A 21,962-nucleotide genomic window follows, 5' to 3' on the forward strand; every position below is an offset into this window, starting at 1 on the left:
TTGTCACTCCGTAATACAGCATAAGGCTGTAAAATTATCGGGTGCACCTCGTTCTATGATCAGTTGATGAAGGCGCTCCAGGTGCTCTTCCCATGAACCTTTCTGCAAGAACTCCTCCTCTAACTCCCGATCGCTGATCACATTGGATACCCCATCCGTACAGAGGAAAAAGATATCACCTGTCTGCAACTCCAGGGACTGAGAGTCCACCTCTACATCCCACCCGGCTCCCACAGCTCTTACCAGCATATGACGCTTGGGATGGCTATCCGCCTCTTCCGAAGAAATCTGTCCCAGACGCACCAGCTCACCGACTAAAGAATGATCACGTGTCAGCTGAATCAGTTGCTCATTGCGCCATACATAGGCTCTGCTATCTCCGACATGGGCGAGAACGACCTTAGTCTCTCTGAAGACCAGAACGGTCAGCGTCGTCCCCATTCCTTCCGTAGCAGGGTTGCGGGTCGAGCTCAGATACACTTCCCGATTGGCCCGCACCAGAATCTCCCTGACCTGGTTCTCCAGGTCCTCGTTTTCTTGGGCCGCCAAATGGGGAGCACCCTTGATTAATTCGTCCAGGGCTGTCCGTGCCGCTACTTCCCCTGCCAGATGCCCGCCCATACCGTCGGCTACTGCATATACACCGTACTCCGGCAGAGCAAGGCAGGCATCCTCATTATTTTTGCGTACGCAGCCTGTTTCACTAAAGCTTAGAACTCTCATTTTGCCACCTCGAATATTGGAAAGTAATACTTCCAATTTTCACATAATCTCCGGCAACCAGTTGAACCGGGGAAGAGATCCGCTCTCCATTAACCCAGGTTCCATTGGTGCTTCCTAAGTCCTCCAGGGTCGTTACCCCCTTATGATGACGTACCAGGACATGATCCATGGAAGCGAAGTGATCGGCTAAAACCACATCGTTATTTTTCCCACGGCCTATTTTCAGGCCTTTTTGGTCAATGCGAAAGACTCGGCCTTTAGGCAATAACTCTCCCCCCGAGAGCACTTCAAAGCGCCCAAATTCCTTTTCCCCTTTGCGGATCAGCCCCTTAACCTGCAAATCTGCCAATAAGGCTGTGAGTATCCGAAAAAGAAAAAGATAAATTAGTCCAATGAAAAGTATCCTTCCCAGTACTAAAATTCCTTGCATAGAAACCTCCGCACTTTACTGACCTTCTTAACCCCTCCAGCCCCCCGTTCAATGGTGACGCAGGATAAAGATCGTCTGCCCTATTTCCACCCGGTCCCCCAAGCCTATTTTCTGCTTGGCAATCCTCTGTCCATTGAGCCAGGTTCCGTTGGTGCTGCCTAAGTCGTCAATCACCCAGTCTTCCCCGTCGCAGCTGAGCTTGAGATGCCGCCGGGATACTTCGGGATCCTGCAGGACAATTTCACACTGACCATGGCGCCCGATATGAATCATCTCTTCCTCCAAAGGGAAAGTTTTTCCAGAATCCGGTCCTTGAATTATTTCGAGAGCATAACGAATTTTCCTGCTCTGTTCATAGGAATTTCGGAGATTGTAAGGAAGTTCCCCTTGAAAGATATTGGTCTGATCCCGCCAATCCACAGATTCAACCGCTTCCTGGGCTTCTTCTTCGTACTCGTCATCGTCGTCCCAAAGGACCTCGATGGAATCATCAAAATCCACTTCGATGAACATTTCATGAGGCTTTACCGTGTCATCGGAGTGAAGTTCGATGGAAGGTTTGCTCAAGAAAGTGAAGCCGCTTTTCTTGCCCTCGGCATGCAGATATTTGGAAAGCTCAATTAAAAAGGCATCCCCAAAATTAGCAAAAGGACTCCAATCACTGGAGTGGAGAAAAACCCGGTAAACATTAGGCACATAAACCTGGGAAATGCTCACCTGCTTGTTTTTCTGCATGATGCGAACCAGTTCTTTAGCCAATTCCACAGGTTGCAGCCGAGAATTGTTATTCTTTTTAAACATACCCGTAAATAGACTTTCCGCTACTTCTTCAAAACGGGCCAATAGGTTCATTTCTGCTCACACTCCAATTGCCGTCTTAATTGACCGCAGGCTGCGTCGATATCTGTTCCTTTTTCTTCACGAACAGAAACGGGGATGCCCATACTCTCTAAACTCTGGGCAAATTGCTGAACCTCCTTGGCCGTGGGCCGGGCCATGCCTGTTCCCGCTACAGGGTTGACCGGAATGAGATTCACATGGGCTAATTGTCCCTTTAAAAGGTGCCCTACTGCTTGAGCAGCTTCCCGGGTTGCCTGACCGGAAATCAAAGCGATCTCAAAGGTAATACGGCGGTTCGTCAGCGTTGTATAGTCTCCGCAGGCTTCCATAAGTTCCTCTAAGGGATACTTGCGATTTATAGGAATGAGTTGATCCCGGGTCGTATTATGGGCGCTATGTAAAGAAACGGCCAAGCCTACCTGAGGGTTATCTTTGGCTAATTGCCGGATTTTCGGGGCTACCCCGCTGGTGGAGATGGTCATTCGCCTCATCCCAATCCCCTGACCTTCTGGATCATTGAGCAGTTCGATGGCTTTGAGAACCGCCTCATAATTCAATAAAGGCTCACCCATGCCCATAAAGACAATATTCGTGACCTGAAAATCCGGATCTTCCTGGCGCATGAGATAAGTGATGTCCAGAACCTGACCCAGGATCTCCCCGGGGCTTAAATTTCTCCGCCATCCCCCCAGGCCGGTGGCGCAGAAGGCACAGCCCACGGCACAACCAATCTGAGTGGACACACAGACCGTATGACGCTCTCTGTTCTTGCGGCGATCATAATCCATCAGCACACATTCCAGGGTTTCGCCGTCAGCACAACGGAAGAGAAATTTACGGGTGCCATCCTGAGAAATCTGTGCCTTGACTTTCCTTAGGGGCTGCAGGAAGAGACCCTCCTGCAGCTTTTGCCGATCCCCTGCTCCAATGTTCCTGAGCTCTTCCCAGTTTTGAACAGCTTTCTGCTGGACCCACTGGAATACTTGGCGGCCCCGGAATTTCGGCAGTCCCAGCTCGACACAATGCTGGGTTAATTCACTTTGATTCAGATCCCGGCAATCCATTCTCTTCATAGTATTCACCCAAATCTTTCCACCTAAACTTCCACCCGGCGAAATTTCGCCAGGAAAAAGCCATCCATACCCTGTTTATGGGGCAAAATCTGCAGAAATCCCTTGGCGGCTTGTTTCCTGTCTTGTTCTGATGCCAAAGAATAGGGAAGTTCCCCGCTGAAATCAACGGTGGTGAATTCCGGATGATTGGCACGAAAAGCCTTCACCACTTCGAAATTCTCCTCAGGTTCAATCGTACAGGTCGAATAAACCAGCTCGCCGCCGGCCGCAACGCATTGAGCCGCCCGCTCCAGGATGGCCAATTGCAAGGCCGGTAAAGTTTTTATTTCATCCTGTTCCTTATGCCAGCGCATATCCGCCCGGCGACGCAGGACCCCCAACCCCGAACAGGGGGCATCAACCAACACTTTATGACAGGAAGCATCCTTTACTCCCGCCAGCTCCCGGGCATCTCCGGCCTGGGCGCGGATGATGGTAATCCCTAAACGGGCGGCCAGATCTTCGATAAGCTTCACCTTATGGGGGTGGATATCAAAAGCAAGGATTTCTCCCTGATTCTCCATCCTTTGCGCCAGGTGAGTGGTTTTCCCTCCCGGGGCGCCGCAGGCGTCCAACACCTTTTGCCCGGCTTGAGGATTTAAGACATGAGCAATCAATTGAGAACTTTCATCCTGAACGGTGAAGTGTCCTTCCTGAAAACTGGGCAGTTTATCCAGAGATCCGAAGTCTTCGATCACCAAACTCTCCGGAACCCGTTCCCCAATCGTCACCTTTACTCCTTCCCCCTCCAGCCTTGCTTGTAAGTCCGCCCGGGAAATCTTCAGGGTATTGGTACGGATCCACACAGGAGCGGGCTCGTTATTGGCTTGGCATAAAGCTTCCGTATCCGCCATGCCATAGCGTTTCAACCAGCGCTTCACCATCCACTCCGGGTGAGAATAGCGCAGGGAAAGAAAGCGGACGGGTTCCTTCTCTTTGCTGGGCCAAAGCATGTCCCAACCGGTTTCCAAAACTCTCCTTAAGACACTGTTCACTAAGGAAGTGTATTTTCCCTGCTGCTTTTTGGTCAACTCCACCCCTTCGTTGATGGCCACAGCTGCGGGAATCCTGGAAAGGTAGAGAATCTGCAAGGCGCTGATTCTGAGAATCCAACGCACCTCATGGGGCAGTTGGGATAAAGGTTTGCGCAGATGGCGCCTTAAAGCATAATCCAGAGTCAGACGGTGTTTTAACGTCCCATTGATCAGAAGGGTGGCCAATTGGCGCTCCCGGGGATCGCTTAAATCGTGCAGAGCTTTTTGCATTACCAGATTGGCATAGGCTTTTTCTTCCTCGATGCGCCGGAGAATCTGCACAGCCAAGGCTCTTGAGGTTATTTTATCCATGCTTTACTCATCCTTTTGTCCTTCCCTGTCCAGTTTTCACCCAAAGCTCTCTCCCGCCTGTCCACGACGACCTAAGAAAAAGTCCCGGGCCGGCATGGGCTTCTTACCTGCAGGCTGTACCTCAACAATCCGGATCAACCCTTCTCCGGTCTGAACCAACAAGCCCTGCTGATCCCAAGCGATGATTTCACCTGGTTTAAAATCTTTAAGGGCAGGCGGGCCCGGTTCTGCTCCATCTCCTCTTGCTTGCGCAGAGATGCTTGATTTCCACACTTTGACCGTTTCTTCTCTGAACAGAGTATAGGAACCGGGCCAGGGGTTCAGGCCGCGGATCTGATTATGAATGTCTTGGGCGCTGCGTGCCCAGTCGATCTTCTCATGCTCCCGGGTCAGCAAAGAGGCATAACGCACCGGCCCCTTTTGGGGTGTCCTGGGCAATTCCCCCTTGTGAAGCTGCTCCAAAGTAGCGATTAAAAGCTGAGCGCCAGCTTGGGCCAGAGCATCATGAAGCTCCCCGGTGGTGGTATCCTCCCCAATCGGGAGTTCGGTTTTCAGAAGCATATCTCCCGTATCCAGCCCTTCATCCATCTGCATGGTGGTCACGCCGGTCCTTTGATCTCCCTTCAGGATGGACCAATGAATGGGAGCGGCGCCGCGCCAATCCGGCAAAAGGGAAGCATGGACATTGATGCAGCCGTAAGGGGGCAATCCTAAGATTTCTTTGGATAATAGTTGTCCATAGGCCACCACGATGATGACCTCCGGGGCCAGTTCCTTTAAGATTTCCAGGCTCTCGGGGCTTTTGACTTTGTGGGGCTGATAAACGGGCAGCCCCAGCTCCTGAGCGGCTGTCTTAACCGGACTGGGCTTCAGGTTCTTGCCCCGGCCGGAAGGGCGGTCCGGCTGGGTAAACACTCCCGCCACATCGTGACCGTGAGCCGCCAGGGCTTGGAGAGCTGGAACGGCGAAGTCCGGCGTTCCCATGAAAACGAGTCGCATAGTAATTACTCCTTATATTGAAGGTTATATCTCCTGAACGCTATATCTCCAGGATTTTGCTTTACGTCGTTCGCTCCATAAGCTGCGCGGACAAAACTAACGCTCAAGCCCTCCGCTCCATCGGGTCCCCGCCCAAATCGCTCCTGCTCAATGGGCGGTTGGAAACGTCCTGTTTCCAACCCGACTCCGCTGCATGCTTTTCGCGAAGTTTTGTTTCCGCTCGCTTAAATCCGCTCTCTTCTGTAAAGCAAAATCCTTGGGCTGTTTCTTGGGTTCAAGCAAGCGGGGCGTTGTAGGATAGGGATTACTTCACTCAGGACCCTTAAGTGCTGCTTATACTCAAGAGAAGATCTGAAAAGAGGACCTTCAAGTGTAGCTTTGCGCACAAAAGGGAACGGATTTAGCGGAGGGGTGGTCGGGTGAAGGTCGCTTTCTTAACGTAGCGCAGCCACGGTTCACATGCAGAAAACAGCGGGGTTTGGCGTAGCTGTTAAGGAAGCGAGTGAACCAGCCCCGGAGCTATGGAGAACGTGAGTCTCCGATCAAGAAGGCCTCCAGTGGAGGGTTTCAGGAGCTCACGCCCGAAGGTCCGTTGTGCGTAAAGCTACACACGACCCAAGCATCGGTTCCCCTTCTACCAATACAGCCAACAGGTGCTACCTCCGAGAAGTCTTCTTCGCTTTATCAACGAACAAGATCCCTTCCAGGTGGTCGATTTCATGCTGGAGGCAGCGGGAAAGCAGTCCTTCTCCTTCGATGACCTGGAGCTCTCCCTGGCGGTTGAGGGCTTCTACTTTGACTTTGGCTGCCCGGGCTACCTGACCGGTTATGCCGGGGATGCTTAAGCATCCTTCATCATCCAGATCTTCGCCCTCTTTGGCGATGATGACAGGGTTGATTAGCTCCAAGGGGCCTTCTCCTACATCGATAACGACGACGCGTTTGGAGACTCCCACCTGGGGAGCGGCCAAGCCTACTCCATTGGCATCATAGAGTGTATCCAGCATATTATCTAAAAGTTTTGCAATATTAGGTGTTATCTCTTTGACGGGAACAGCTTTCTCCCGCAGTACTTCGGAACCAATTTCTACAATCTGATAAATCGCCATGTCACGGTTTCCCCTTCCTACTCACTTCTTCTTATTTTATTATTTATTATACTACATATCTCCAATATTGAACGAGACCCCATTCAGGAGGAGATCCAACACCCACTGAAGGCCTGCCGAATCCACCCTGGACTTGGGGCAGGTTAGTTCAATACTCGATAATATCTTACATGCTTAAGGGATCTACTTCGATATTGAGTTGAATTCCCGAACTAATGGGATCACGTGCAAAACGCCGGACACCTTGATGCAAAAATTCACGCAGCACATCCATAGTTTTTCCTTTAACCGAGACCTGCCAGCGGAAATGATTTTTGAGGCGGGGAATCACAGCCGGAGCAGGGCCGAGAATATCTAAAGAAGTATGCCCATTTTGATCGGATACTATTCCCTGCCTTAAAGAATTGACCAGGCTATGGGCTCCTTTGATCACTTTCTCTTCCTTTTCATGAATAAGGGTCACCCGGATGACATGGGTGAAGGGAGGATAATTTCTGGCTTTCCGATAGCCAATCTCTTCCCAAAAGAAGCCCTTAAAATTGTGCTGAGAGGCTTGAATAATCGCCCTGTCTTCCGGTGTATAAGTCTGAATCACAACCTGCCCGGGTTTTTGACTGCGGCCGGCCCGGCCGGCCACTTGGGTCAGAAGCTGGAAGGTTCTCTCCCTGGCGCGGAAATCCGGCATATTCAGCATCTGATCGGCTGCCACAACTCCTACTAAAGTGACATTAGGAAAATCCAGTCCCTTGGCCATCATCTGGGTGCCCACGAGGATATCTGCCTCCTGGCGGCGGAATTTGCCCAGGATGTCCTCATAGGCATCTTTAGAGCGGGTGGTATCAAAATCCAGGCGGAGGATTCTTGCCGCCGGGTAAAGTCCTTTGATTTCATCTTCCACCCGCTGAGTCCCTTGCCCAAAAAAGCGAATATAGCGGCTGCCGCATTCCGGACAGGTGCGGGGAGGAACCTCTTCATGATTGCAATAATGGCAACGCATGGTGTGGCCTTGAGTATGGTAAGTCAGAGCGATATCACAGTCATGACAGCGAATCACATAACCGCATTCCCGGCAGACCACAAAGGTGGAGTAGCCGCGGCGGTTCAAGAACAGCATGGACTGTTCTCCCCGCTCCAGGGTCCTTTTCAGCTTGTCTTGCAGGGAGAGGGAAAACATACTGCGATTCCCTTTAATCAATTCCTCCCGCATATCCACCACTTCTACAGGGGGCAGCGGGCGGCGGTTGACCCGTTCTTCCATGGTAAGCAAAGGAACCTTGCCGGTCTGAGCCGCGGCATAGGCTTCCAGAGAAGGGGTAGCGCTTCCCAAAAGCACTACTCCCCGGAGCTGTTCCATCCGTTTACGGGCCACATTGCGGGCATGGTATTTGGGATTTTCCTCTTGATGATAGGCGCTCTCATGTTCTTCATCCAAGATGATCAAGCGTAAATCAGGCAGCGGGGCAAAAACCGCCGAACGGGCCCCGACGACAATCCTGATTTTCCCCTGGAGAATATCCTGCCAGGCCTTGGCCTTTTCCCCCACTTGCAATCCCGAGTGGAGAACAATCAACTGCTCGCCGAATTGGTCTTGAAAATAGCGGGCGATCTGAGACGTCAGCGAAATCTCAGGAACCAACAAAATGGCTGAACCGCCTTTAATCAGCACTTCCCCAATCAGTCTTTGGTAGACCTCCGTCTTGCCGCTGCCGGTAACCCCATGCAAGAGCAGGGTTTGATAACTTTGTTTATCCAGGGCCTGAGTAACTTTTTCACATACTTTCGCTTGTTCAGGAGTGAGTGTCCGCAGGTAATCCGGCCCCTGGTGAACATTAAGTTCAATATCGGCTTCATGCATCATACCGGTCATCGATTCCCTATCCCCCAGGTCATCGCCAACCCTCTCTTCGGAAGTAAGCGCAGCCTGGACTTTGCGGGGAACACCGGAGGTAAAGCGGGATTCCAGTTTGAGCCAGCCTTGCTTGGCTAAGTGCTCTACCTGGGTCTTGGACAGACCTGAGCGCTTAAGATAGATACTCAGGGGCAATGCCTTATTCCGTGACCGAAAGATAACCGCCAAAGCCTGATAGGTCTCTGAATCCAGGATTTTTAAAGCCTTAACATCCTCATCCTCCTGGGCAGCCATAGGAATGACATACTCTTCCACCTTACCCTTGAGCAGGGGCCAAACCGTATGAAGACTCTGGGCGATGGAGCAGATAGTCGTTTCCGCCAGCCACAGAGCTAAATCCACAAGATCTTCAGGAACGACATGCATGGTGTCAACAATCCCCAAAATGGGTTTTAGAGCCGAGTGCGCTATCCCCTGGGGCAGCTGCTCCGTGATCCGGACCACCACGCCTTGAACTTGACGATATTGCAAAGGCACAAGGACGCGCATCCCTCTTTTTAAGGATAGCCCTTCAGGAATTTGGTAGTGAAACACCTGATCAAGGCGACGATTGGCCACATCAACAAGAACTTCTGCATAATGCACTTTCATCGCCTCCTTTAATTTCTCTCTTAAAGCTTAATTCTGTCCTCACAGAGGATAAGGGCGACTTAGCTTCAGATGGAGTTAAAACTCCGTTTGAATCTAAATCTACTTTTACTTTATCACAAAGCAAGGCAAATACCCAAATTCTTGCCTAATGAACATGATCCAAAAAGGGATGCCGGCTTTTCCAACATCCCCGAACCTTTCATCTATAGCTTTGCCGCTCACACCACGGTAACAGCTGTTCCTGAGGCGCTCACCATAAGCATGCTGCCGCTTTGCCCCACCACTTCATAGTCGATATCCACACCGACCACGGCGTTGGCTCCCATGCGGGCTGCATTTTGCTCCATTTCTTTAAGGGCTATTTGACGGGCATCCTGAAGTTTTTCTTCATAGGCCCCTGAGCGGCCGCCAATGATATCTGTGATGCCGGCAAAGATATCCCGCACCACATTGGCACCCATGATGGCTTCTCCTGTAACGATTCCATAGTAGTTCTGAATCTTACGGCCGTCGATATTAGGGGTTGTTGTTACAATCATAGACTATACCTCCCGCTTTAAACATCAGCTTAGTTACTAAAAGTTAATTCTCCGCGAAGCAACAGAGTCCTGCTTAGTCATTATCTAATATTCTCGATGTTTCGATACTTTACACCTTTAATGACTACAAATTTACAAAACAGGAAAAATAATAACTCAATCTTCCTTCCCAGAGCATCATCCTCAAGAAAACTCTTGCCAAACTAATTTTATTTATGCTATGCTCTAAGCAAGGTAATTATCCCGTGACCTTTAAATTAGTCCCGTGAGACTAAGAAGGAAATGGCGTACCATGAACTATGTGCATGGACACCTCTTTCTTGCTTGCGGGCAAGGAAGAGGTTTTTTGTTTTACTAAAAAAGGAGGACAACCCATGATTAGAGAAGTTCAGATTCATGAAAGACTCTCTCTTGCCCAAACGATACCCCTGGGATTGCAGCATGTTTTCGCTATGTTCGGAGCCACGGTCCTGGTCCCTTTTTACACCGGATTAAGTCCGGCCGTCGCTCTTCTCTCCTCAGGGATTGGCACCATCGTCTTTCTTCTCCTGACTAAAAGTCAAATCCCGGCTTATCTCGGCTCATCCTTTGCTTACATCGCCTCCTTAACTTATTTTGTTAAAGATCAAAACAATTTAGCCGCAGCTATGGGCGGCGCACTTACCATCGGAATTATTTATGTCCTTCTTTTTGCACTCATGAGTTACTTCGGAAGCTCCTGGATTCATAAGATTGTTCCACCGGTGGTCGCCGGCCCCGTCGTCGCCATTATCGGCTTAAGCCTAACTCCGGTAGCTGCAGATATGTCGTCTAATAATTGGTATATCGCCATCCTTACTCTGGCCGTTACCGCTTTTCTCAGCATCTATGCCAAGGGCTTCTTAAAAATCATTCCCATTCTTTCCGGAATTATTATCGGTTATATTGTCGCCGCCTTCGCCGGTCTGGTGGATTTCACCGGAGTAACGGCTTCTCTGGCCTCGCTGGACAAGATTATCGTCTCTCCTATCAGCGCCGACACTTGGCAGGCACCAGTCTTTAATAAAGCTGCTATTCTGATGTTTGCCCCTTTGGCCTTTGTCACCATTATTGAAGATTTAGGTCATATGATTGTTCTGGGAAATATCACCCATTCCGACCCCATCGAGAAACCAGGATTTAACCGGGTCTTACTGGGCAATGGTCTCGCCACCGGAATCGCCAGTTTCTTAGGCGGCCCTCCCGTGACCACTTACGGTGAAAACATCGGCGTACTGGCAGTTACTCGGGTTTACAGCACCTTCAATATCTGGGTAGCAGCTTTTATCGCCGTTATCCTGAGTTTCGTCAGTCCCCTGCAAGCTCTGATTATGTCCATCCCCACAGCCGTTATGGGCGGCGTGTCCCTTTATCTCTTTGGTATGATTGGGGTCACCGGTCTGCGCACCCTGATTGAAGCCCGGGTGAATTTCTCCAAGAACAAAAACCTGATTATCGCCTCTGTCATCTTTGCCGTAGGAATCGGCGTCCAGAGCCATGGTGTCGCTTATGCCACCTTGGCAGGGATTATCCTCAACCTGGTTCTCCGGGAAGAGAAGGATGAAGTAGCCGGAAGTGGCAAAGAAGTATCCTAAGCTAACCGTTAAACGCCAAAGCCTTAGAGAGACTGACATTACAGTCCTCTAAGGCTTTTTTGATTGTTCCTCACGATAGGGCAAGATAAAACATTAAACCCCAAAAATAGGCTCTTGACTTTTATAAAAGCCTATGTTGGAATAAATTTGTAAACTTGTGTCCAGAAGGGGGGCTAGGCTTATGGATAACAAAGTTGAGTACTGGTTTAGCATAGCCGATTATGATTTTGAAACTGCAAAGGCAATGTTAGAAACAAAGCGGTATCTATACGTCGGCTTTATGTGCCATCAAACAATAGAAAAGGCACTCAAAGCAATTATTGCCCGCGACTGCGCCGATGGGGAACTACCACCAAAAACTCACGACTTGACAAAACTATCCATTAGGGCAAAACTCATAGACATAATGAGCGACGAACAACAGGATTTTATTGAGGAATTAAACCCGCTGAACATTGAAGCGCGTTACCCGGAATATAAAGAGCGTATAGCGCAAACGCTTGATAGCGAGGTAGGTCAAACCCTTATCAAGAGAACGGAGGGGCTTTTATGTTGGATAAAGGAACAGTTATAAATACCGTCACACAATATGCTGACGCTGTAACAAAAGAATTCAGCCCTGCCGCTATTGTCTTATTTGGATCTTATGCGAAAGGTGAAGCACATGACGAAAGTGATATTGACGTTGCTGTCATCTTTAACGGATTTTCCGGTGATTGGCTGAAAGCATCGTCTTTGCTGTGGCGTTTGCGTCGTGGTATCAGCTACGACATTGAACCGCACTTATTGGATACCACGGACGACAAAAGTGGCCTTGTGCAACATGTTTTCAAGACGGGGCAAATTATTTATCAGTCATAATTTTCGCGTTGCCTTACTCTGTTTTGGGTTTAATGAAGCTTTAATAAAGAGTGAGCTCTGTAGACGCTTTATTTTATCGCCTGAGACCACCCTTAAACGCCAAAGCCTTAGAGAGACTGACATTACAGTCCTCTAAGTCTTTGGCATTTATAATTTTCCATCGCTTATTTCCTGCTTGATATCCCGCATTGTATCTTCAAGCGGACGCTTTCTTCCTTCTTTTACTGCCGCCCTGCCCTCATGAAGCAGGCGGTAAATCCGCATTGTAGAGCATACCATAAAAGCTCGCTATCCTCGGCTGCCCTGCCATGTTTGCAGCCAATCCATAACCCGCCCTCTCAATTGCGGATTAGCGGCCTTCACCGCCAGGAGCCAGGCCAGATCCTCCGGCGTATCCAAGTCCCGCCGGACCGGCCCCAATCCTGGACGTAAGCCGTGGGCAGCACAGCAGGCCAGAGCGTCGGCCAGCACACTGCCGGTGCTGTACCGCTGTCCCTGGAAAACGGGGCGGAAAGGGGTGTGCATCCCTACCAGCCAGTACCCGCCATCGGTTGAGGGACAAAACACAATGTCCTTTTCCTCCAGGATGCGGCCTGCTTTTGCCACCTCCCCAGGGTCAAGGAGAGGCAGGTCGGAACCCAGCAGCAGGCAATCTTTGTAGCCAAGAGTCAGGACCGTATCCAGGGCATTATACATCCGCGCCCCCAAACCCCTCCCCTTCTGGGGGTACAGGCGTGCCTTCTCCGGCAGTTCATCCAGCAGCTCAACCGGCCCCTCATCCGAGTAAAAGATAAAGAGTTCCCGTTCCAAAGCGGCCAGGGCATAAGCTGTGTCCAGAGTCATGGCCTTCTGCAGGGCGGCGCATTCCGCTCCGCTCAACAAAGGCATCAGCCTGGTTTTCACCCTGCCCGGCACAGCAATCCTCGTCAACAAAATCAGCGCGCCTTTACTCATTGCCTCTCCTCACATCACGATATGCCCGGCTGATGGTCTCAATGTCCACCCCCCGGCGATACATAGCCCGCAGCCGCTGCATAGACCAGGTCACCCGGAAGATCCCACCCGCCTGAAAGCGCCGGGATGAAGTAATGATCCGGCTCTTCACCTGCACCGGAAATACCTTCATGCGTTTCAGCCCCAGGGAAAATTCATAATCCTCCATAATCGGCAGCTCCGGAAAGCCTCCTACTTGCTCAAAAAGGGCCCGGGTCACGAAAATCCCCTGATCTCCGAAGGCGATGTGCCCCCAGCGCACCCGCAAATTAGACATGTGCCCGCCCAGCCGATAGAGAAAACCGGTATTGTCAAAGCGGAGGGTGAGACAGCCCCACCTCGCTCCCCTGTCCACAGCAGCCCGGATGTGGAAGAGGGCGTCGGCAGGGATGGTACTGTCACAGTGAAGAAAGAAGAGCACATCCCCCCGGGCCTCAGCCCCAGCCCGGTTGCATTGAGCAGCCCGCCCTTTGGCCCCTGTTATCACCCGGTGACCTGTCAGCAGTTCCAAAGTACCGTCAGTGCTGCCCCCGTCGGAAAACAGCACCTCATGCTCTCCCGCCAGGCTGTCCAGGGAGGGTAAAAAAGTAGCCAAGGTCTGTTCCTCGTTGTAAACCGGGATAATGACGGAGATCATACGCCCTCCGTAGCCCCGCCGCAGCTGGAGCCTTGTCCTGCCGTACAGGCATAGCAGTGTTTGCCAAAGCGGATTCTCTGCTTCGCCATGGGCTTGCCCGTCCAGTGGAAGATCGTGGCGCCGTCTGCCATAGGCAGATCCGCCGCCTGGTTGAAGTCGCAGTTATAGAGCCTGCCGTCCCAGCCCACCGACACCTGGAAGCGGCACATCATGCTTTCCAGAGTGCTTGCATTAAAAGCTCCATAGAGCCTGCCCATATAGTCCTCCAGATTGCCGGAGCGCTCCAGAAAGGCCCCGAAACGGCCGATGGGGTTGTTGGTAATCGTGAACAGATGGCTGAAGCTCACTCCGTACTCCCGCAGCAGATGTTCCTTGTACTCAGCCTCCATAGCAGTCTGGGAGGGGGGCAGAAAAGCCCCGCCCGGGTTATAGACCAGGTCAAGAACTAATTCCGGCTCTTGTCCATAGCCCACTTCGTTCAGCCGCTTCATAGCTTCGATGGACCGCCGGAAGACCTGCTCTCCCCGCATACGGTCGGTGTTCTTGGCTGTGTAATGGGGTAGGGAGCAAACCACGTTGACGCGGTGATCCCGGTAGAATTCCGGCAGATCGGTATACCCTTCTTCCAACAGGGTGACCAGGTTGGTGCGCACGATAACATGAGCACACCCCTTGGCGCACTCCCCCACCAACCAACGGAAGTGGGGGTTGAGTTCGGGGGCTCCGCCGGTGATGTCCACCGTGGCGAAGGGATTTTCCTCCAAAAGGCGCAAGCAGGCTTCCATCACCTCCCGGCTCATCTCCTCAGTCCGGTTGGGTCCGGCTTCCACATGGCAATGCCTGCAGGCCAGATTACACCGTTTTCCTACGTTGATTTGCAGCACCGAGAGCTGCCCGGCGGTATTCATCAAGGCTTGATCCTCAATTTTTGTCTCAAAAGCTGGGATGTCCTCCAACCTTTCCAGTCTCGCATCACCCATAGCTTAGAGCTCCAGCTTCTTGACGATATTTTTCATCTGCACCCCGTGGACCAGACTGGCTCCGCCCCGGATAGCGCAGGCTACATGGATAGCCTCGGTCATCTGCTCCTCTGTGACTCCCTTGGACAGGCAGTCCTGAGTATAGGAGTCAATGCAGTAAGGGCACTGGACAGCTGTGGCCACTGCCAAAGCGATCAGGGATTTTTCCCGGGCGGTCAGATTCCCCTCGGCGAAGACTGCACCGTAATAGCCCATGAACTTCTCCCATAGTTCGGAAGCACACTCTCCCATAGTAGCAAATTTCTCCAGATCCTTTGCTTCATAGTAAGTCGCCATAGTGCATTTCTCCTTTATTTTTCAAATTTTCTTCTCGCCCGGTTGACAAGGGCGTGGGCGGCATCCGGCTCCTCCTCCACTCCCAGCAGGGAGGAAAGAAGATGGCGCACCTGGCCGCAGCCATGGCGCCGGAACTGTCCGGAGCAGGAAGCACAGTAGGTATAAATCGTCTTCCCCTCCCCTTCCTCCTTTGCCTGAGCACACAGCTTGTCTGCCGCCGCCGGGCCATGGGCGGCGATGTCCCCCCGCAATCCGCAGCAGGGGACCCTCTCCATGGTCTGCAGATCCGCCAAAGGCACCAGTTTACTGATCTCCTCCAGAAGCCGCCCCGTCTCCCGATCCGGACAAGGGCGAAAGACTACTCCGGACGGGGGCGGGCTCTGGCAGGTGTAATCCCAGCGGGAAAGCAGGGCGTAGATGCTAATCACCGGGAAATCCAGAGTTTCACCCAGATATTCCAGGCAGTTGGGGCACAGACAGACTACCTCTCCCACACCCAGCCGCTTCAGCCGCTCAGTCATCTTTTGCGCGATCCGCACCGTGTCCCGTTCCCCCTTCAGTTCCGCCACCGGTTTGCCGCAGCAGTCGTAGGCCACGCCCACCCCATGCTCCCGGCACAACTCCGCCAGTGCATCCATAGTCTTGGGGAACTGGGAAGGAAAACTACACCCTGGAAAGAGCAGGGTGGTACAGGACTCTTTAGGGTAATTGCGGAAAGGATAATGGCTCTTTTCCAACAAAGTGATGAGCTGTCTCGCCTTCACACCTTCACCCCCTTCTTTTTCAATATGAAGGATAGGGTTAACACAAGGGCCAGCAAGGCCCCTGCAATCATTAAATAAAGACCCCGTCTCTCCGGACTGGCCACCCCTGCCGCCCCTACGGTATAGGCCGCAGTGCCCGGCAGCATAAAAAGGGCCGAATACAGAGCATAGGGCAGGAATCTGATGTCTGTGATGCCGTAGGCAAAATTTTGCAGATTATAGGGAAAAAGCGGTACCAGCCGGGTGATCGCTAACAAAAATACATCCCTTTGTCCCGCTCCCGCAAAGAGGAGGCGGTTGAGATAGCTGTTCTTCTCTAATTGGGGCTTCAGCGTATCCTTGAGAAAGTAGCGCCCAGCCAGAAAAGACAGGCAGGCACCCAGGGTCACAGCCAACCAGCAGGCCAAGGTTCCCCACACAGGACCGAAAAGCACCCCGGCCACAATAGCAAAAGTCACCCCCGGCAAAGCCAGCAGCACACAGCCGGCCACGGTGAGGACCCCGTAGAGCAGCAGGGCCAGGGCAAAGTTATCCTCCAGGGCGCGGCGCATAACAGGCAGGGTCTCCTGGTTGGCTAGATAATCCGACCAGCCGAAGATAGAGTTGCCGATTAACACCAGCACCACTAACCCCAAAAAGAGCCAAGGCTTCCTATTTTTCATCCGCAGCTTCCCTTTTCCGATCATGATAAATCTTCCTGAATAGGTAAATCAAAACTGTGAGGGCGAAGAGAATCAGCAGGGCGGTGACGAAGAGCCTGGCCCCTCCGGTGAGCATCCCCCCCACATAAGAGTACACAAGTGTGGCAGGGAGCTGCCCGATGCCCGTAGCCAGGAAAAAGCCCCCAAAACTCATGCCTGTCAACCCTGCGGCATAGCTCACCAAATCGAAAGAAACGAAGGGAAGCAGACGGCAGATAAGAATAGTATGCTTTCCGTACTGCCTGAAAAATACATCCACGCTGCTCAGAGCTGTCTTGGAGGCCAGCTTCTCCACGGTGTCCCGCCCCAGAAGGCGGGCAATCCAAAAGCAGACGGCCGCTCCGGTCATGGCGCTGGACCAGGAGAGGATGGCCCCCTGCCACCAGCCGAAGATCATAGCGTTGGCGAAGGTAATCAGAAAGGCCGGAAGAGGAGCAGCCACAGACTGGAGGAGCATCAGGCAGAAGGAAACAACGGCCGCCCAAGGACCGAAGGAGCGGATGTACTCCACTACCTGGCTGATGTCCATTGAGGAAAGCAAAATGAAGACTGACCCAAGCCCGGTCCTAAGGGGAGGTACAATCAAGCAAATGATCACCGCCAGGATAATGACTGCCCAAACAACCCGCTTCCGATATTTCTTCGACCATCTTTGTTCGTTCATTGACATTACCTCGTTTCTACCTACCTGGCACAATATGCTAAGGGCTGCCAGGGAAAGCAATAGCCCCCTGGCAGCCCTTCTTTAGCCGTATCGATCCTCACCTCGGGCATTTACAAAGAGCACATCTTCACTGCCCGTTCGCTCTTTATATACTGAGAATCGTCGATGTACTAGTCGCTGAATGATGTGTCCACCACAGAGGCGGCTTAATTAGGAATGGCAGAGTCGTTGACAGTGGTCGTGTATTCGGGAATTTTCCAACCATCACCGCCACCTTCCAGGATGAATAGGCGCTCGGGAGCAATCCCTTGATCCTGCAGGAAAGATATGGCCCGTTTGGCCCCTTTGTTGCCGCTTTTGCATACGATCACGATGGGGTCATCACCCTGGAGATTAGGCACCGCATCTTTCAATACCTGTTCAAGCTCCGGAGTATCCACGGGATAGCTGGGCACATGGTAGGCACCGGGAATATGACCTTTAGTATACATGTCATCCGGACGGCTATCAAGAATGATGACACTCTCCTGAGCATCCAGCATAGCCTTGGTCTCGTCGGCGGTCTTGTACTGCCAGCTGATGTTGGCCTCTGCACGATCGGCAGCAGGCGCTGGGGAACCTCCACTAGCAGGTGTTGCCTGAGTACAGCCTGCCAGTACGGATACTGATAAAAGCAGGCACATTGTTAGGGACAGTAATTTTCTCATAGTTAACCCTCTCCTCCTTCTTATCTCTGCTACAATCTTCATTATAGTCAGACAAATAATGGGGTGTCCAATTGAAAATAACAATCAGATACCCAAGCACTATAGTTTTTTTATATAAATCTATAGCTCTTCAGGGCAACCTGAAGAGAAACAAAAAGTTAGGGAATCCCTTCCATAGAGATATTAAGAGGTCAGGATTTTTAAACAATTAATGATATACTTAATCCATTCATAGTTAACGATCACTATATATTTGGAGGTTATTATGTTTTACGATCCCTTATATCATCCTTATCCTTCCAAGCGTTCCCTGAGCTTTGCCAGCCGGGGCATGGTGGCGACTTCCCAAGGCCTGGCCGCTCAAGCAGGTTTGGACATCCTCAAAAAAGGCGGAAATGCCATTGATGCGGCTATTGCTACTGCCGCTTGTTTAACTGTGGTTGAACCCACATCCAACGGCATGGGCGGCGATGCTTTTGCTCTCGTCTGGACTAAAGGCCGGCTTCATGGCCTGAATGCCAGCGGAACAGCCCCTGCTTCCCTTTCCGGCCATGACCTCATCAAAGCCGGACACCAAGAAATGCCCCAATACGGCTGGATTCCCGTGACGGTGCCGGGTGCGCCTGCAGCCTGGGCAGCCTTATCGGAACGCTTCGGCCGGCTGCCCCTGACTGAAGTCCTTAAACCGGCCATCGATTATGCTGAACAGGGCTATCCCGTCTCTCCCGTGCTGGGCCAGAACTGGCAGATAGCCTACACGAAATACGCCCAGGAGCTCAAGGGGGAGGAATATGAATCCTGGTTTAAGACCTTTGCTCCCCAAGGGCGCGCTCCTTTCATCGGCGAAATCTGGCGTTCCCCTGATCATGCCCGCTCTTTAGCCCAAATCGCGGAAAGCAAGGCCCAAGCTTTCTATAAAGGAGACTTAGCCGATCGGATCGATGCCTTCTCCCAAAAATACGGCGGCCATCTGCGCAAAAGGGATCTGGAAGAGTACCAACCCCTCTGGGTGGACCCCATCCATCTCAATTACCGGGGCTATGATGTCTGGGAAATCCCCCCTAACGGCCATGGCTTAGTCGCCCTGATGGCGCTTAATATCCTTAAAGGCTTCCAATTCTCGGCAAAGGACTCTATCGAGACCTATCATAAGCAAATTGAGGCCATTAAGCTGGCTTATGTGGATGGGCGCAAATATATTGCCGATCCCCGGAGTATGGAAGTCAAGATCGGCGATCTGCTCTCCGAAGGATATGCCCTGGAACGCCGCAAACTTATTGGCCAAACCGCCCTCCTCCCCGAACCGGGCACTCCGCCCAAAGGGGGAACTGTCTACCTCGCTACTGCCGATGATGAAGGAAACATGGTGTCCATGATTCAGAGCAATTATATGGATTTCGGCTCGGGCCTGGTGGTTCCCGGGACGGGGATCAGCCTCCATAACCGGGGCAATAATTTTTCCCTCGATCCCCACCATGCTAACTTTTTAGAACCTAAAAAACGCCCCTACCATACCATTATTCCCGGCTTCCTTACTAAAGACGGCAGCGCGGTAGGTCCTTTTGGGGTCATGGGCGGATTCATGCAGCCCCAGGGGCATGTTCAGGTGCTGATGAATACCCTCGACTTTCATCTCAATCCCCAAGCCGCCTTGGACGCTCCCCGTTTTCTCTGGGTCCAGGACCGCCATGTTCAGGTGGAGCGTTCCCTGCTTTCCCATATCGGGGACGGCCTCAGCCGTATGGGGCATGAGATCGAGTGGAGCGCCAATACCGGGCTCTTTGGGCGGGGACAGATGATCTGGCGCAATGAGCATGATGTCTTGGTCGGTGCCACCGAACCGCGAACTGATGGCGTCGTTGCCGCTTGGTAATAACTAATCATGGGATCTGGCTTCCTTAAGCCTGGACTAAATGAAAATTTGGCCGTTTTTGAATTGACTCATCTAGATGAGTCGATCTCAAAACGGCCAAATTTTATCCCCCTAGGAGGCCGGCGGCAGATTGATCACTACCCGGCACCCTCCTTCCGGCAGATTTTCAAACTCCGTGGTCCCCTCATGAACCCTTGCTATCTGCCGGACAAGGGTCAGCCCCAGGCCATGGCTTGGCATCCCGGTCAAAGAGTCCTCCTCCCTGAGCCGGTCCAGAAGCTCTTGGTCAAAGCCCTTGCCGTTATCGGAGACTGAGATGACCCAGCGGGATCTTTCCTGATGAAGGGCAATGCGGATAATACAACCTTGGGGATTATGCCGGATGCTGTTTTGGATCAGATTATAGACAGCACGTCTGAGCAGCTCCTGATCCCCCAGGACTTTAGCCTGCCGGGCTGGTTCGTCCATATCTAATTCAAGGAAATAGGGCCGGGAAAGCCCTCCGTTTAAAAAATCAGCGGCAATCTGACGCAGCAAGGGCGCCAGGAGCACCTCTTCTTGGTGCAAGGGCTGCATATCGTATTCCAGCTTAGAGGCCAGATTCAGATCGTTGACCAGGGTCTTGATCCGTTGGCTTTGCTGGCGCACGATTCCCGCCTGCTCCCTGACCGGCCGGGGAAGCTCCTGATTATCCTCCAGCTGGCTGGCATAGCCCATAACCATGGATAGGGGAGTGCGGATGTCGTGGGATATGCCGGCGATCCATGAGGTTCGTGCGTAATCCCTTTTTTGCAGAGCTATCTCCTGCCTTTGCAGCTCCCGGGAGGTTTGATTCAGAGCGGCGGCCAGGTCCCCTAAAACTCCGTTGGTCCCCAGCTGCACCGGCTGCTTTGCCGCCATTTGTTCAATCCCCTTCACCAGGGTGTGCATGGAGCGGAACAGGCGCAGGCCAAGCAGCAGGGCCAGCAGCACGGCAGCCAGCCCATTGGCCGCCAGCACGATGGGTATCCAAAAGATGGTTTTGTCCATAATGCTTTGGGGCAGCTCCATGCCCATTTTCCAGACGCTTCCCTTGGGGCAGCCCGCCACCAGAAGCCCGTCCTGATGACGCCAGACATAGACGGGATAATCCTGCAGATACCATCTGGTGAAGCTGGCTACTTCCGGGACGGTATAGGTTCGGGAAAGCTCCGGGGGCAAATTCAGACTCCACAGGATTTCTCCTGAATCACTCAGAAGCATGGCCCATTCATAGCGGGCACTCATGGCTTGCCGTGCACTGTCGGCAAGGGTATACTCTTCCCCCTCCTTGACCAGGCCATCGGCAATGACGGAAACCCGGTAAGAGTTTCCGTTTTCTTGTTTAGCTCCGGTCACCCACAGCAAAAACAAAGCGGCATTCAGGATCAGCAGCATCAGCGCAATGCCGGCGGCGCTGCCCACATAACGTCCCAAAATCCTCAGCATGCTTTTCATTTTTCCACCACCCCGGTCAGCTTGTATCCTAAACCCCGCACTGTGAGGAGATAGCAGGGAGAAGAGGGCTCCGGCTCTATTTTTTCCCGCAGGCGGCGGATGTGCACCATCAGCGTATTCTCATACCCGTACAGATCATCCCCCCAGGCCGTCCGGCACAGACTGTCCCCGGTGACGATGTTGCCCCTGTTTTCATACAGCTTTGCCAATAAAGTGTACTCTTTGGCGGTCAGGGTCATCTGACCCTCGGGACGGGTTACCAGGGCGCTGTTCAGATCTACCACCGCTTCCCCCAGGTGGAAGAGGGGTTTCTTGCTCTGCCGCAGGATGGGGGGAAAATAGGTTCGTGTCAGCACAGCCTTGAGCCGCAGCAGCAGTTCCCGCGGCAGAAAAGGCTTGGTAATATAATCGTCGGCACCAAGCCCCAAGCCCAGCAAGCGGCTCTCATCCTCATCCCGCGCCGACAGAAACAGCACCGGCACCGCCGAAAAGCTTCTCAATTCAGCCATCAATGAAAAGCCGTCGCCATCGGGCAAGGAGACATCCAAAATCACAACCTGGGGCTGTTCTGTTTGGAACAGCTCTTTGGCTTGTTGGCAGCTGGCTGCTGTCCGGACGCGCTGAAAGCCTTCTTTTTGGAGAATCTCCACCAGCATCCCGCGCAGATCCGGCTCATCATCCACTAACAAAAGTTTGCAGTCAAAAATTGTGTTCATGTTTATCACCGCCTTTATTATAAGGTATCGCCGGGAGAATACC

At 52.3% G+C, this 21,962-nt stretch carries 23 protein-coding genes; 4 read left to right on the forward strand and 19 right to left on the reverse strand.

Going from position 1 to position 21,962, the window contains the following annotated elements; translation table 11 throughout:
• Nucleotides 1–3: 3 nt before the first annotated feature.
• The 9 genes from BUA14_RS11765 to BUA14_RS11805 form a co-directional block, all read right to left on the reverse strand.
• On the reverse strand, nucleotides 4–723 hold the full coding sequence (locus tag BUA14_RS11765) for a Stp1/IreP family PP2C-type Ser/Thr phosphatase (RefSeq protein ID WP_072772766.1): 720 nt from the start codon (nucleotides 721–723) through the stop codon (nucleotides 4–6).
• The gene (locus BUA14_RS11770) at nucleotides 704–1,153 is read right to left on the reverse strand and encodes an FHA domain-containing protein (protein ID WP_005811806.1); all 450 of its coding nucleotides are present in this window, start codon (nucleotides 1,151–1,153) and stop codon (nucleotides 704–706) included. Before BUA14_RS11770 ends, BUA14_RS11765 begins: the two co-directional genes overlap by 20 nt.
• 48 nt (nucleotides 1,154–1,201) lie before the next feature.
• The gene (locus tag BUA14_RS11775) at nucleotides 1,202–2,005 is read right to left on the reverse strand and encodes an FhaA domain-containing protein (protein WP_072772767.1); all 804 of its coding nucleotides are present in this window, start codon (nucleotides 2,003–2,005) and stop codon (nucleotides 1,202–1,204) included.
• On the reverse strand, nucleotides 2,002–3,075 hold the full coding sequence (gene rlmN / locus BUA14_RS11780) for a dual-specificity RNA methyltransferase RlmN (protein WP_084078565.1): 1,074 nt from the start codon (nucleotides 3,073–3,075) through the stop codon (nucleotides 2,002–2,004). Before rlmN ends, BUA14_RS11775 begins: the two co-directional genes overlap by 4 nt.
• Nucleotides 3,076–3,089: 14 nt before the next feature.
• Nucleotides 3,090–4,451: a 16S rRNA (cytosine(967)-C(5))-methyltransferase RsmB gene (gene rsmB / locus BUA14_RS11785; protein WP_072772768.1), complete on the reverse strand. Its 1,362-nt coding sequence runs from the start codon at nucleotides 4,449–4,451 to the stop codon at nucleotides 3,090–3,092.
• A 36-nt stretch (nucleotides 4,452–4,487) separates the two neighbouring features.
• The gene (gene fmt, locus BUA14_RS11790; protein ID WP_072772769.1) at nucleotides 4,488–5,450 is read right to left on the reverse strand and encodes a methionyl-tRNA formyltransferase; all 963 of its coding nucleotides are present in this window, start codon (nucleotides 5,448–5,450) and stop codon (nucleotides 4,488–4,490) included.
• 656 nt (nucleotides 5,451–6,106) lie between these two features.
• The gene (gene def / locus BUA14_RS11795) at nucleotides 6,107–6,559 is read right to left on the reverse strand and encodes a peptide deformylase (protein ID WP_005811815.1); all 453 of its coding nucleotides are present in this window, start codon (nucleotides 6,557–6,559) and stop codon (nucleotides 6,107–6,109) included.
• A 166-nt stretch (nucleotides 6,560–6,725) separates the two neighbouring features.
• Nucleotides 6,726–9,053 (reverse strand): primosomal protein N', encoded by a 2,328-nt coding sequence (gene priA, locus BUA14_RS11800; RefSeq protein WP_072772770.1) that lies wholly within the window; start codon nucleotides 9,051–9,053, stop codon nucleotides 6,726–6,728.
• A gap of 224 nt (nucleotides 9,054–9,277) precedes the next feature.
• Complete coding sequence (locus BUA14_RS11805) at nucleotides 9,278–9,598, reverse strand: heavy metal-binding domain-containing protein (protein WP_005811819.1); 321 nt, start codon at nucleotides 9,596–9,598, stop codon at nucleotides 9,278–9,280.
• A gap of 374 nt (nucleotides 9,599–9,972) precedes the next feature.
• On the opposite strand from BUA14_RS11805, the gene BUA14_RS11810 reads away from it, so the two are divergent.
• The 3 genes from BUA14_RS11810 (at nucleotide 9,973) to BUA14_RS11820 (ending at nucleotide 12,072) form a co-directional block, all read left to right on the forward strand.
• Nucleotides 9,973–11,211 (forward strand): solute carrier family 23 protein, encoded by a 1,239-nt coding sequence (locus tag BUA14_RS11810; RefSeq protein WP_072772771.1) that lies wholly within the window; start codon nucleotides 9,973–9,975, stop codon nucleotides 11,209–11,211.
• A 181-nt stretch (nucleotides 11,212–11,392) separates the two neighbouring features.
• Nucleotides 11,393–11,785 carry a HEPN domain-containing protein gene (locus BUA14_RS11815; RefSeq protein ID WP_011460531.1) on the forward strand — a complete coding sequence of 131 codons (393 nt, stop codon included), beginning with the start codon at nucleotides 11,393–11,395 and terminating at the stop codon, nucleotides 11,783–11,785.
• Nucleotides 11,761–12,072: a nucleotidyltransferase domain-containing protein gene (locus BUA14_RS11820; RefSeq protein ID WP_005811823.1), complete on the forward strand. Its 312-nt coding sequence runs from the start codon at nucleotides 11,761–11,763 to the stop codon at nucleotides 12,070–12,072. The genes BUA14_RS11815 and BUA14_RS11820 overlap by 25 nt, the downstream gene beginning before the upstream one ends.
• A 288-nt stretch (nucleotides 12,073–12,360) precedes the next feature.
• Here BUA14_RS11820 and BUA14_RS11830 read toward each other — a convergent pair whose 3' ends face one another.
• From BUA14_RS11830 to BUA14_RS11865, 8 genes are all read right to left on the reverse strand, one after another.
• On the reverse strand, nucleotides 12,361–13,026 hold the full coding sequence (locus BUA14_RS11830) for a TIGR04282 family arsenosugar biosynthesis glycosyltransferase (protein ID WP_072772772.1): 666 nt from the start codon (nucleotides 13,024–13,026) through the stop codon (nucleotides 12,361–12,363).
• Nucleotides 13,019–13,702 carry a TIGR04283 family arsenosugar biosynthesis glycosyltransferase gene (locus tag BUA14_RS11835; protein WP_072772773.1) on the reverse strand — a complete coding sequence of 228 codons (684 nt, stop codon included), beginning with the start codon at nucleotides 13,700–13,702 and terminating at the stop codon, nucleotides 13,019–13,021. Before BUA14_RS11835 ends, BUA14_RS11830 begins: the two co-directional genes overlap by 8 nt.
• Complete coding sequence (gene arsS / locus BUA14_RS11840) at nucleotides 13,699–14,682, reverse strand: arsenosugar biosynthesis radical SAM (seleno)protein ArsS (RefSeq protein ID WP_072772774.1); 984 nt, start codon at nucleotides 14,680–14,682, stop codon at nucleotides 13,699–13,701. The genes BUA14_RS11835 and arsS overlap by 4 nt, the downstream gene beginning before the upstream one ends.
• A gap of 3 nt (nucleotides 14,683–14,685) precedes the next feature.
• Nucleotides 14,686–15,018 (reverse strand): arsenosugar biosynthesis-associated peroxidase-like protein, encoded by a 333-nt coding sequence (locus BUA14_RS11845; protein ID WP_005811834.1) that lies wholly within the window; start codon nucleotides 15,016–15,018, stop codon nucleotides 14,686–14,688.
• Between the two features lie 14 nt (nucleotides 15,019–15,032).
• Nucleotides 15,033–15,782 carry a heterodisulfide reductase-related iron-sulfur binding cluster gene (locus BUA14_RS11850; RefSeq protein WP_072772775.1) on the reverse strand — a complete coding sequence of 250 codons (750 nt, stop codon included), beginning with the start codon at nucleotides 15,780–15,782 and terminating at the stop codon, nucleotides 15,033–15,035.
• Complete coding sequence (locus BUA14_RS11855; protein WP_005811838.1) at nucleotides 15,779–16,444, reverse strand: TVP38/TMEM64 family protein; 666 nt, start codon at nucleotides 16,442–16,444, stop codon at nucleotides 15,779–15,781. Before BUA14_RS11855 ends, BUA14_RS11850 begins: the two co-directional genes overlap by 4 nt.
• Complete coding sequence (locus BUA14_RS11860; protein WP_072772777.1) at nucleotides 16,434–17,153, reverse strand: TVP38/TMEM64 family protein; 720 nt, start codon at nucleotides 17,151–17,153, stop codon at nucleotides 16,434–16,436. Before BUA14_RS11860 ends, BUA14_RS11855 begins: the two co-directional genes overlap by 11 nt.
• A 200-nt stretch (nucleotides 17,154–17,353) precedes the next feature.
• Entirely contained in the window at nucleotides 17,354–17,854 is a 501-nt protein-coding gene (locus tag BUA14_RS11865) for a rhodanese-like domain-containing protein (RefSeq protein ID WP_035214003.1), read from the reverse strand.
• A gap of 265 nt (nucleotides 17,855–18,119) precedes the next feature.
• Between BUA14_RS11865 and BUA14_RS11870 the strand changes: the two genes are divergently transcribed.
• Nucleotides 18,120–19,727 (forward strand): gamma-glutamyltransferase family protein, encoded by a 1,608-nt coding sequence (locus tag BUA14_RS11870; protein ID WP_072772778.1) that lies wholly within the window; start codon nucleotides 18,120–18,122, stop codon nucleotides 19,725–19,727.
• Between the two features lie 111 nt (nucleotides 19,728–19,838).
• Here the strand turns inward: BUA14_RS11870 and BUA14_RS11875 are convergent, their stop codons facing one another.
• Together BUA14_RS11875 and BUA14_RS11880 are read right to left on the reverse strand one after the other, a co-directional pair.
• Nucleotides 19,839–21,203 (reverse strand): sensor histidine kinase, encoded by a 1,365-nt coding sequence (locus BUA14_RS11875; RefSeq protein WP_072772779.1) that lies wholly within the window; start codon nucleotides 21,201–21,203, stop codon nucleotides 19,839–19,841.
• Complete coding sequence (locus BUA14_RS11880; protein ID WP_072772780.1) at nucleotides 21,200–21,919, reverse strand: response regulator transcription factor; 720 nt, start codon at nucleotides 21,917–21,919, stop codon at nucleotides 21,200–21,202. Before BUA14_RS11880 ends, BUA14_RS11875 begins: the two co-directional genes overlap by 4 nt.
• Between the last annotated feature and the right edge of the window lie 43 nt (nucleotides 21,920–21,962).

The organism is Desulfitobacterium chlororespirans DSM 11544, from assembly GCF_900143285.1.
Classification (GTDB): Bacteria; Bacillota; Desulfitobacteriia; order Desulfitobacteriales; family Desulfitobacteriaceae; genus Desulfitobacterium; species Desulfitobacterium chlororespirans.

What these genes read in the sequence shown, in the direction of transcription:
- BUA14_RS11765 (WP_072772766.1), bottom strand. Translation starts at nt 723, where the DNA reads ATGAGAGTTCTAAGCTTTAGTGAAACAGGCTGCGTACGCAAAAATAAT.
- BUA14_RS11770 (WP_005811806.1), bottom strand. Translation starts at nt 1,153, where the DNA reads ATGCAAGGAATTTTAGTACTGGGAAGGATACTTTTCATTGGACTAATT.
- BUA14_RS11775 (WP_072772767.1), bottom strand. Translation starts at nt 2,005, where the DNA reads ATGAACCTATTGGCCCGTTTTGAAGAAGTAGCGGAAAGTCTATTTACG.
- rsmB (WP_072772768.1), bottom strand. Translation starts at nt 4,451, where the DNA reads ATGGATAAAATAACCTCAAGAGCCTTGGCTGTGCAGATTCTCCGGCGC.
- fmt (WP_072772769.1), bottom strand. Translation starts at nt 5,450, where the DNA reads ATGCGACTCGTTTTCATGGGAACGCCGGACTTCGCCGTTCCAGCTCTC.
- def (WP_005811815.1), bottom strand. Translation starts at nt 6,559, where the DNA reads ATGGCGATTTATCAGATTGTAGAAATTGGTTCCGAAGTACTGCGGGAG.
- BUA14_RS11805 (WP_005811819.1), bottom strand. Translation starts at nt 9,598, where the DNA reads ATGATTGTAACAACAACCCCTAATATCGACGGCCGTAAGATTCAGAAC.
- BUA14_RS11810 (WP_072772771.1), top strand. Translation starts at nt 9,973, where the DNA reads ATGATTAGAGAAGTTCAGATTCATGAAAGACTCTCTCTTGCCCAAACG.
- BUA14_RS11815 (WP_011460531.1), top strand. Translation starts at nt 11,393, where the DNA reads ATGGATAACAAAGTTGAGTACTGGTTTAGCATAGCCGATTATGATTTT.
- BUA14_RS11820 (WP_005811823.1), top strand. Translation starts at nt 11,761, where the DNA reads ATGTTGGATAAAGGAACAGTTATAAATACCGTCACACAATATGCTGAC.
- BUA14_RS11830 (WP_072772772.1), bottom strand. Translation starts at nt 13,026, where the DNA reads ATGAGTAAAGGCGCGCTGATTTTGTTGACGAGGATTGCTGTGCCGGGC.
- BUA14_RS11835 (WP_072772773.1), bottom strand. Translation starts at nt 13,702, where the DNA reads ATGATCTCCGTCATTATCCCGGTTTACAACGAGGAACAGACCTTGGCT.
- arsS (WP_072772774.1), bottom strand. Translation starts at nt 14,682, where the DNA reads ATGGGTGATGCGAGACTGGAAAGGTTGGAGGACATCCCAGCTTTTGAG.
- BUA14_RS11845 (WP_005811834.1), bottom strand. Translation starts at nt 15,018, where the DNA reads ATGGCGACTTACTATGAAGCAAAGGATCTGGAGAAATTTGCTACTATG.
- BUA14_RS11855 (WP_005811838.1), bottom strand. Translation starts at nt 16,444, where the DNA reads ATGAAAAATAGGAAGCCTTGGCTCTTTTTGGGGTTAGTGGTGCTGGTG.
- BUA14_RS11860 (WP_072772777.1), bottom strand. Translation starts at nt 17,153, where the DNA reads ATGTCAATGAACGAACAAAGATGGTCGAAGAAATATCGGAAGCGGGTT.
- BUA14_RS11865 (WP_035214003.1), bottom strand. Translation starts at nt 17,854, where the DNA reads ATGAGAAAATTACTGTCCCTAACAATGTGCCTGCTTTTATCAGTATCC.
- BUA14_RS11870 (WP_072772778.1), top strand. Translation starts at nt 18,120, where the DNA reads ATGTTTTACGATCCCTTATATCATCCTTATCCTTCCAAGCGTTCCCTG.
- BUA14_RS11875 (WP_072772779.1), bottom strand. Translation starts at nt 21,203, where the DNA reads ATGAAAAGCATGCTGAGGATTTTGGGACGTTATGTGGGCAGCGCCGCC.
- BUA14_RS11880 (WP_072772780.1), bottom strand. Translation starts at nt 21,919, where the DNA reads ATGAACACAATTTTTGACTGCAAACTTTTGTTAGTGGATGATGAGCCG.